Here is a 7,631-nt window from a genome sequence, read left to right as displayed (position 1 = left end):
TCGCCCGGGGGTTGGCGTGTGGGCTTAACAGGGTCCAACCTGTGTTCCCCACCCACGACACCTGACCGGCGGCGGTTCCACCCCGCCGGGCCGAGCAGCGCCTCTGCGCGGGTCCTCAGGGCGGGCTGAAAGGGACGTTCGTCTCGCCTGGTGCAGTGAAAGGGACTTTCGTCGCGCCAGACGCCAGGAAAGCGCCTTTCAGCCCACGCTTCCTCCGGTGAGCCGGGCCGGACGCACCGAAGGGCACCTTCCTTGCGTCACACGCAAGGAAGGTGCCCTTCAGCTCGGCAGACCTCCTACTTGAGGGTGAACGACGCCAGGTTGACCGGGCCGTCGAACGTCAGGTAGACGTCCTGGCGGCCGTACGCCTTGCCCAGTGCCGTGCCCACCGTCGCGTACGCGTAGCGGTCACCGGTCGAGGACACCGTGGCCGTGCCCAGCACGCGGCCGGTCGGGGAGCCGAGGCGGACGGTGATCCGCGCCGTCCCCGCGTCGGCCTTGGACACCGACGCCGTGAACTTCGCCGGGCCGTTCAGCGCGACGTCCTTGAACGCCAGCCAGCTGCCCGCCGTGGCCGCCACCGACGTGCCCGAGACCTTCGAGGTGTCGGTCAGCGTCGCCGCGGAGTAGGCGTCGAAGTTCTCCGCCTGCGTCGGGCGGGTCAGGTCGCGGGCCGGGATCCGCTCCCCGGCGACGTACACCGGCTGCGAGCCGGCGATGTCGGCGGCGTTGTGCCCGACCGCGAAGTCGTAGACCCCGCTCTCCACCACGGACTTCCCGCGCGTGACGTCCCAGAAGGCCAGGTCGGACACCGGCACCTCGAAGCGCACCGTGCGGGTTTCCTTCGGGGCCAGCGTCACCTTCGAGAAGTCACGCAGCTGCTTCAGCGGCTGCTGCACCCGGGACTGCCGCGCGCTCGAGTAGAGCTGGACGACGTCGGACCCGCTGCGGGCGCCGGTGTTCGTCACGTCGACGCTCACCTGGACCTTGCCGCCGGACTGGATGGCCCGCACGTTGTCGTAGCGGAAGCTGGTGTAGCTCAGCCCGTACCCGAACGGGAAGAGCGGCTTGCCGCGGTAGTACTGGTAGGTCATCCCGGTCTTGGCGATGTCGTAGTCCAGGATGCCCGGCAGCGCCGCGTCGGAGGCGTACCAGGTCTGCGTCAGGCGGCCGCTCGGGTTGGTGTCGCCGAAGAGGACGTCGGCGACCGCGTGCCCGGTCTCCTGGCCGGCGTGGCTGGTCCACACGATCCCGGGCACGGACAGGGTGTCCCAGCCGGTGGTCGGGTAGCTGTTCTCCACGACGACGATGGTGTGCGGGTTGGCCTTCTGCACCGCTTCGACCAGCGCGCGCTGCGCCGGGGCCAGCTCGGTGCTGGTCCGGTCGTTGGCCTCGCGGCCGTTGATGAACGGCATGCTGCCGACCACGACCACCGCGGTGTCGGCGTCCTTGGCCGCGGCGACCGCGCTGCCGACGCCGCTGGTGAGCACCTCGCGGCCGAACTTGCTCGCGTGCGCGGCGTCCGGGGCGGAGAAGGTCAGCGAACCGTCGGCGCCGACGACGGCGAACTTGTTCGGGCCGAACCACGGCTCGTTCGCTTCGTTGCCCGCGTACTCCAGCACGTAGCTGCCGTCGGGCTGCGCGTCGAGCTTGAGCTGCTGCTGGACGAACCAGCCGGTCGGCTGGTCGGCGTCGTTGACCAGCCCGCCGCCGGAGTAGCTGAGGAACTTGCCGTTGGCGGCCGCGCGCAGCGTGTTCTTGCCCGCGCCCCAGTCGTAGACGTCGAAGGACTGGGCGGTGCCGGCGGTGGTCCCGGCCGCGGTCACCTTGCCGGGGCTGGCCGGTGCCGTCAGGTACTTGCCGGTGGCGAGGTCCTTCAGCGCGATCCGGTCGACGCCTTCGGACGAGGAGACCGTGCCGTTCGCGCCGAGCCGCTCCTGGATGCCCTGCACCGGCGTGACCTTGTAGGTCATCGCGCCGCTGTACCAGTCTTCGTACAGGGTGTTCGACAGCGGGCCGACGACCGCCACCTTCTTGTTCTGCGCGGCGTTCAGCGGCAGCGCGCCCGCGTTGTTGCGCAGCAGGACGACCTGGTCGTCAGCGGCCTTGCGGGCCAGCGCCCGGTGCTCCGGCGAGCCGATGACCGCCGGGGTGATCTTCGCGTACGGGTTGCGGCCCGGCGGGTCGAACTCGCCGAGGCGGAAGCGCAGCGACAGCAGGTGCCGGTCGGCGTTCTCGACGTCGGCCATGGTCAGGTAGCCCTTGGCCAGCGCCTCCTTGACCGCGTTGACGGTGATCGAGCCGTCGGTGTCGTTGTCGGTGAAGCTGTCCAGCCCCGCCTTGATCGCCGCCGCGTTGCCCTCGGCCTTGGTGGCGTAGTACTTCTCGGAGTTGACCAGGTTCGACGGGGCACCGGCGTCGCTGACGACGGCGATGTCCTGCGGCGCCCACTTGCGCAGCTTGCCGTCGAGGTCCGGGCTCACGTGGTTGGGCCTGCCGTTGACCAGGTTGTACGACGGCATGACGGCGTTGGCCGCGCCCGCCTGCAGCGGGATCTTGAACGCCTGCTCGTCGTAGTCGTGCAGGATCTTCGGCGGCACCGAGGAGCTGGTGGTGTCGCGGTTGACCTCGTTGTTGTAGGCGAGGTAGTGCTTCAGCGTCGGGGCGGCCTGCAGGTAGCGCGGGTCGTCGCCCTGCATGCCGTGGCCGTAGGCGATCGCCAGCTCGCCGGTCAGGTGCGGGTCCTCGGAGTAGCCCTCTTCGTTGCGGCCCCACCGCGGGTCGCGCAGCAGGTTCACCACCGGCGCCCACATGTTGAGGCCCCACAGCGTCGGGTTGCGGGCGTTGAAGCCGCGCGCCTCCTGGCCGACGGCCGCGCCGACCTGCTTGACCAGCGCCGGGTCCCAGGTGCTGGCCAGGCCGATGGCCTGCGGGAACACCGTGCCGTCGGCCTTGACCACGGCACCCTTGTTGTCGTAGTCGGTCGACCACGCGACGCCGTGCAGGGCTTCGGTGCCGGTCTTGAACACGCCGATGCCCAGCCGCGGGATGGCCGGCTGGTACTGGTGCAGCAGCGAGATCTTTTCGTCGGCGGTCAGCCGGGAGAGCAGGTCGTCGATCCGCGCGGCCAGTGGCAGCGACGGATCACGGAACGCCGGTGGCGGCTCGGCCAGTGCCGGCGTCGGCGCCAGCAGGACGGTCGCGGCCACGATCGGCACGAGAGCACGGCGGAACAGGGACTTGCGCACAGACAGCCTCCGGAATCGTCGAATCGTTTCGACGGCGCGGCGCGGAACATTGGCGTCGAAGGTGGGGATGGGTGACGACTATTACAGCCGCGTGAGCGCGAGGTCAAGACTTTCCCCGGCAGCGTCCGACGAAGGCGGGGTTATCCCTCAGCAGGGGGTCTGAGCTGCGAAAAGTCCGCCAACCAGTACGGTTCGACATTTTCGACGAAGCCGTTCGTCGTCGAATTCGAATCGAATGCGGCCGAACGCCGAATGATGCTTGTGTTTCCGGCAGGTGTCGCCTACCTTCGTGCCATCGTCGATGCGCTTCGACACACCGACCCGCTCCCCGTCCTCAGGAGGCCACCCGTGGTCACGATCAACGACGTCGCCAACGCGGCCGGAGTGGCCCCCAGCACGGTGTCCTACGTGATCAGCGGCAAGCGTTCGATCTCGCCGAAGACCCGGCGCCTGGTCGAGGACAGCATCCGCAAGCTCGGCTACCACCCGCACGCCGGCGCGCGGGCGCTGGCCAGCAGCAAGACCAACGTGCTGGCGCTGGTCGTGCCGCTGCGCACCGACCTCAACGTCGCCGTCGTGATGGAGTTCGTCGCCTCGGCGGTCACCGCCGCCCGTGCCCACGACCACGACCTGCTGCTGCTCACCAAGGACGAGGGTCCGGCGGCGCTGCAGCGGGTGGCGTCCTCGGCCATCGCCGACGCGCTGATGGTGATGGACGTCGAAACCGCCGACCCGCGGGTGCCGATGCTGCTGGCGCTCGACCTGCCGGTGGTGCTCATCGGCGTGCCCGACCACCCGGCCGGGCTGAGCTGCGTCGACCTGGACTTCACCGCGGCGGGCTCGGCGTGCGTCGCGCACCTGGCCGAGCTGGGCCACCGCTCGATCGCGCTGATCGGCCCGTCCCCCGCGGTCTACCGCCGCGGGACGAGCTACGCGACGCGATTCCTGCGCGGCTTCGACGAGGCCACCAAGGCGCGGGACGTGCGAGCGGAGTCCCGGGCGTGCGCCCATTCCTACGAAGCGGTGAGCGCCTGCCTGGACGACCTGCTCGCCGCCGACCCGGGCCTGACCGCCCTGGTCGTGCACAACGAGGCCGTGCTGCCCGGCCTGCTGTCGGACCTGCGCCACCGCGGCCTGCGGGTGCCCGAGGACATCTCGGTCATCGCCGTGTGCCCGGACAGCATGGCCGAGCAGCACGCGGTCGCGCTGACCAACGTGGCCATCCCGGCCGAGGAGGTCGGCACCCAGGCCGTCGAGATGACCATGCGCCGGCTCGCCGGCCACACCACCCCGGAGGTCCGGCTGCTCGGGCCCCGCCTGACCCGGCGCGAGAGCACCGCCGCGCCCCACGCCTGACCCCTGGTCCTGCTTCGCCGCCGAAGGAGAATCCACCATGTCCGTAGCCCGTCGCGCCCTGATCCTGGCCGCGAGCGCTTCCCTGCTGGCCGCCTGCAGCCCGAGCCCGGCGCCGTCGGCGCCGAACGGCGCGGGCGGTCCCGCCGCGACGTCGATCACCGAGCTCGACTACTACGCCGACGAGCAGGGCTCCGCCGCCTGGCAGAAGATCCTCGACACCTGCGCCACGCAGACCGGGATCAAGATCCAGCGCCAGAAGGTGCCGACCAACCAGCTGCTGCCGAAGGTGCTGCAGAGCGCCAGCTCCAAGACGCTGCCGGACCTGCTCTTCACCGACAACCCGACGCTGCAGCAGGTCGCCGCGACCGGCGCGCTGACCCCGCTGTCGGACTACGGCATCACCGCCGACGGCTACTCCCCCAGCATCGTCAAGGCCGGGACGTACCAGGACAAGGTGTACGGCGTCGCCCCCGGCGTCAACGGCCTCGCGCTGATCTACAACAAGGACCTCCTGCAGGCCGCCGGCGTCGAGCCGCCGAAGACGTGGGACGAGCTGAAGGCCGCCGCGGCGAAGCTGACCAAGGACGGCAAGTACGGCCTCGCCTTCTCCGCGATCCCGTCCGAAGAGGGCACTTGGCAGTTCCTGCCGTTCTTCTGGAGCAACGGCGCCGAGCTGTCCCAGCTGGACTCGCCGCAGGCCACCCAGGCCCTGCAGTACGTCACCGACCTGGTGAACTCCGGTGCGGCGTCGAAGTCGGTGGTGACCTGGAACCAGAACGACGTCGCCGACCAGTTCGTCGGCGGCAACGCGGCGATGATGATCAACGGCTCCTGGAACCTGGCCCGGCTCGACGAGCAGAAGTCGCTGCACTACGGCGTCGTGCCGATCCCGGTGCCCAAGGCAGGTGACAAGCCGGTGGTCGCGCTCGGCGGCGAGGTCGGCACCATCCCGGTGACCAGCGGCCCGAACCAGCAGGCCGCGGGCAAGGTCCTGTCCTGCATCCTGTCCGAGCCGACGATGCTCGAGTGGAGCAAGGCACACGCCTACGTCCCGTCGAAGACGGCCGTGGCGCAGAAGTTCGGCGCGGAGCAGCCCGCCATGCAGGCGTTCGTCGACGAGGTCGGCACGGCCCGCTCCCGCACCGCCGAGCTGGGCGAGAAGTACCCGAAGGTCTCCCAGGCGCTGGCCGACGCCATCCAGGCGGCGCTGACCGGGAAGCAGCCGGTGGACCAGGCCCTCAAGGCCGCGCAGCAGGCGAGCGGATCGTGACGCTGACCGCCGCCCCGGCGGTCGCGGCGCCCTCGCGCGCGAACCGGAAGTCCCGCCGGGACAACCGGTTCGTCGCGTGGGCGTTCCTGCTGCCCGCCCTCGCCTACGTCGTCGTGTTCTTCGGCTACCCGCTGGCCGCGAACGTGGTGATGAGCACGCAGAACTACACGGTGAAGTCGTTCTACACCGGCGAAGCGCCCTTCGTCGGCTTCGCGAACTACTCCGCCATCCTGAACAACCCGCTGTTCACCACCTCGGCGCTCAACACGGCCCTGTTCACCGTCGGGTCGCTGGTGTTCCAGTTCGGCCTGGGCCTGGCGCTCGCGGTGTTCTTCAACGGCCGGTTCCTCGGCAGCGCCGTGCTGCGGTCGCTGCTGCTGCTGCCGTGGCTGCTGCCGCTGGTGGTCAGCGGCGCGATCTGGCGGTGGATGTTCGACCAGGACCACGGCGTGCTCAACGCCGCGCTGCGGGCCGTCGGCCTGGACGCGGTGCCGTGGCTGAGCAGCACGAGCTGGGCGCTGCCCGCGGTGATCCTCACCAACATCTGGATCGGCATCCCGTTCAACCTGGTGATCCTGCACGGCGGGCTGCGCGCGATCCCCGACTCGCTCTACGAGGCCGCCGCGCTGGACGGCGCGGGTGCCTGGCAGCGGTTCCGGCACGTCACCTGGCCGCTGCTGCGGCCGGTCACCGGGATCGTGCTCATGCTCGGGCTGGTCTACACGATCAAGGTGTTCGACGTGATCATGGTGGTCACCGGCGGCGGGCCCGCCAACGCCACGCAGACGCTGACCACGTGGTCCTACCGGCTGTCCTTCCAGGACTTCGCGTTCGGGCAGGGCGCGGCGGTCGGCAACGTGCTGATCGTGGTGGCGACGGTGTTCGGGCTGCTGTACCTGCGCTCGGCGAAGGCGACCCTGGCGGAGGCGGCATGAAGACGGCGAACTGGCCGCGCACGGTGCTCGGCATCCTCATCGTGGCGGTGCTGCTGTTCCCGCTGTACTGGATGGTCAACGCCTCCCTGCAGCCCAGCGGCGCGCTGCTGCGCCCGGACCCGGCGTTCTTCCCGGTCGGCGGCACCCTCGACGGCTACCGCAAGGCCGTCGCGACGCAGGGGCCGAACCTGCTCTCCAGCGTGATCATCGCGCTCGGCGCGGTGTTCGTCTCGCTGCTGGTGGCGGCGCCCGCGTCGTACGCGCTGGCCCAGCTGAAGGTGCGCGGCGGGCCGGTGCTGGTGTTCGTCATGCTCATCGTGCAGATGATCCCCGGCATCGTGATGGCCAACGCGCTCTACACGGTGTTCAGCAACCTCGGCCTGATCGACAACTACCTCGGGCTGGTCCTCGCCGACTCGACCGCGACGATCCCGTTCGCCGTGCTCCTGCTGCGCGCGTTCATGATCTCGATCCCGAAGGAGCTCACCGAAGCGTCCCGTGTGGACGGTGCGGGGTACTGGCGCACCTTCTTCTCGGTCATCCTCCCGGTGAGCCGCAACGCGCTGGTCACCGCCGGGCTGTTCTCGTTCCTGTTCGCCTGGGCCGACTTCCTGTTCGCCGTCACGCTGACGACCGGGCAGTCGTTCGAGCCCATCACCGTGGGCATCTACCGGTTCGTCGGCAACCAGTCCGCCGACTGGAACGGGATCATGGCCACCGCCGTCCTGGCCGCGATTCCCGCGGCCGTTCTGCTCGTCGTCGCGCAGAGGTACGTCGTCGCCGGGCTGACCAGCGGCGCCGTCAAAGACTGAAGCCCCCTCG

At 70.1% G+C, this 7,631-nt stretch carries 5 protein-coding genes; 4 read left to right on the top strand and 1 reads right to left on the bottom strand.

All coding sequences use genetic code 11. From position 1 onward, the window contains the following. Positions 1-296 precede the first annotated feature (296 nt). Complete coding sequence (locus ABJI51_RS13325) at positions 297-3,248, bottom strand: glycoside hydrolase family 3 C-terminal domain-containing protein (protein WP_348950606.1); 2,952 nt, start codon at positions 3,246-3,248, stop codon at positions 297-299. A gap of 348 nt (positions 3,249-3,596) precedes the next feature. Here ABJI51_RS13325 and ABJI51_RS13320 point away from each other — a divergent pair, with 348 nt between their 5' ends. Genes ABJI51_RS13320 through ABJI51_RS13305 form a run of 4 tightly spaced genes read left to right on the top strand, consistent with a single transcriptional unit; the run spans position 3,597 to position 7,621 of the window. Next, complete coding sequence (locus tag ABJI51_RS13320) at positions 3,597-4,604, top strand: LacI family DNA-binding transcriptional regulator (RefSeq protein ID WP_348950604.1); 1,008 nt, start codon at positions 3,597-3,599, stop codon at positions 4,602-4,604. Between the two features lie 37 nt (positions 4,605-4,641). Further along, positions 4,642-5,874, top strand: coding sequence for a sugar ABC transporter substrate-binding protein (locus tag ABJI51_RS13315; protein ID WP_348950603.1), 1,233 nt, complete (start codon positions 4,642-4,644; stop codon positions 5,872-5,874). Further along, positions 5,871-6,809 carry a carbohydrate ABC transporter permease gene (locus ABJI51_RS13310; RefSeq protein ID WP_348950601.1) on the top strand — a complete coding sequence of 313 codons (939 nt, stop codon included), beginning with the start codon at positions 5,871-5,873 and terminating at the stop codon, positions 6,807-6,809. Before ABJI51_RS13315 ends, ABJI51_RS13310 begins: the two co-directional genes overlap by 4 nt. Further along, complete coding sequence (locus ABJI51_RS13305; protein ID WP_348950599.1) at positions 6,806-7,621, top strand: carbohydrate ABC transporter permease; 816 nt, start codon at positions 6,806-6,808, stop codon at positions 7,619-7,621. The genes ABJI51_RS13310 and ABJI51_RS13305 overlap by 4 nt, the downstream gene beginning before the upstream one ends. Positions 7,622-7,631: the final 10 nt, after the last annotated feature.

Source organism: Amycolatopsis melonis (assembly GCF_040064235.1).
Classification (GTDB): domain Bacteria; phylum Actinomycetota; class Actinomycetes; order Mycobacteriales; family Pseudonocardiaceae; genus Amycolatopsis; species Amycolatopsis melonis.
The sequence above is the reverse complement of the archived record's forward strand: the minus strand, read 5'-3'. Positions and strand labels throughout refer to the sequence as shown.